Source organism: Alistipes sp. DJF_B185, assembly GCF_964250025.1.
Taxonomy (GTDB): domain Bacteria; phylum Bacteroidota; class Bacteroidia; order Bacteroidales; family Rikenellaceae; genus Alistipes; species Alistipes finegoldii.
The window spans coordinates 1-1,463 of the sequence record NZ_CAXUDY010000061.1 but is presented as its reverse complement, the minus strand read 5'-3'; the positions used below and the strand labels follow the sequence as shown (position 1 = coordinate 1,463).

At 53.1% G+C, this 1,463-nt stretch carries 1 protein-coding gene and 1 pseudogene; both read right to left on the bottom strand.

Annotation, left to right across the window (positions count from 1 at the left end; all coding sequences use genetic code 11):
• Nucleotides 1-228: pseudogene (locus ACESTR_RS16100) on the bottom strand (conjugal transfer protein TraB); the annotation flags it as partial.
• Between the two features lie 6 nt (nucleotides 229-234).
• Nucleotides 235-987 carry a ParA family protein gene (locus tag ACESTR_RS16095; protein WP_004295460.1) on the bottom strand — a complete coding sequence of 251 codons (753 nt, stop codon included), beginning with the start codon at nucleotides 985-987 and terminating at the stop codon, nucleotides 235-237.
• Nucleotides 988-1,463 lie beyond the last annotated feature (476 nt).

The window sequence follows — 1,463 nt, the reverse complement described above, 5'->3', positions numbered from 1 at the left end:
GGGGGCGTTCCGGATAAAAAGACGCTCGTAATCCTGGCCTTTCCCTCTTCGGCGGCGTCCCTCCTCTTTCGTAGCCGGCGAGGCGGCGGCCTCGCCGGACGGTTCCGATAGAGCCGATGCCTCCTCCTCTTTTTCCGGCGTGTAAGGATGTAATGGCCGGTTTCGGCTTTTGGCCTGGCTGATGATGAAGGAAGCGTCCAAACCGTCGTCATGTTCTTTTCCGCTCATAAGATCCTACTTTAACAGTTCGATCAATTCATCCACGAGTTTATCCAGGTTGCTGCCCCGGATCAAAGAACGGTCTGCCGGGAAGAGCGTGGAGCGGAAGACAGAGCGACGGCTGGCGTTCTGCTCACGACGAAAACGCTTGGTGTCAGGCAGGAAGGTCTTCAGAACAGGAAGACCCAGCTCTTTCATTACCGCCTCGTAAACCTGATATAACTCTGTCTTTTCACGTCCGTCCACCATGTTCCATAGCATATACAGCCCTTTCATCCGGGACTTCTCGCGGCCCATGATATGCTCCTTTACCACAACCGCGTAATTCAGGGTGCTTTCCATGACAACCCGGTCGGCACTGATCGGGGCGACGAGATAATCCATTCCGGCCAGGGAATGAATCAGATCCTCGTTATTGATCGTACCGGGAAGGTCGAAGAACACATAATCGAAATCACCTTGCGGCAGGAGGTAGTCGGCATCGGCCAACGCCTCTTTCGTGTTGCTTTCCACGACAGGATAGGCTTTCTTTTGAAGCCGGGTGAATTGTTCGTAAGCTAACCTCTTGTAATGTTCGTCTTCGAGGGCAAGCTTCAGGTCACGTTCCCGCATCTCCACGATGGAGTGTTGGGGATAATCGCAGTCGATGACCGCGACATTGAAACCCTTTACATAGTGCAGGTAAGAGGCTGCCAGCACCGTGAGGGTGGTTTTGCCCGCTCCGCCTTTCTGGGTGGAGAAGGCCACGAATTTCGTTTTCTCTTTCATTGTTCCATGCGTTTTTAGTTATACAATCGGGTAATCGTTCATCTCTTCACGTATCCGGACAAGTGACGGCATGAGATTTTATGCTGGTATGCCGGCACGCATATATGCTGGTGCGCTGGCAGGCTGTTACGCCGGTATGCCGGTGCATGGGCGCGTGTCCGATTTTATACTCATGCGCAACCGCATTTGCTTATCCGGACAAAGACCCGCTTTTTCCTCTGCACACGATGTTTTCTGCATCCGTCCACACGTGTGCGGACAGGGGGATGTGTCATTGCCCGTATCCGTTCTCACGTGCAAAGTAAACCCTTAAAAACACGGGTTGTATGCTCTTTTTCCGCTATGGCCGCGTGTGGCGTCAAAGTGGACGCAAGTGGCGTAATCGCTTATGGCACAAGTGATTGAATAGGTCGGTATCTTTGCCTCGTGAACGATCCCGACGCTAATGAAGCCGTCCTTGCCCCGTTTTACGGCGG

Coding starts and splice junctions, on each gene's coding strand:
- ACESTR_RS16095 (WP_004295460.1), bottom strand. CDS start 987: ATGAAAGAGAAAACGAAATTCGTGGCCTTCTCCACCCAGAAAGGCGGA.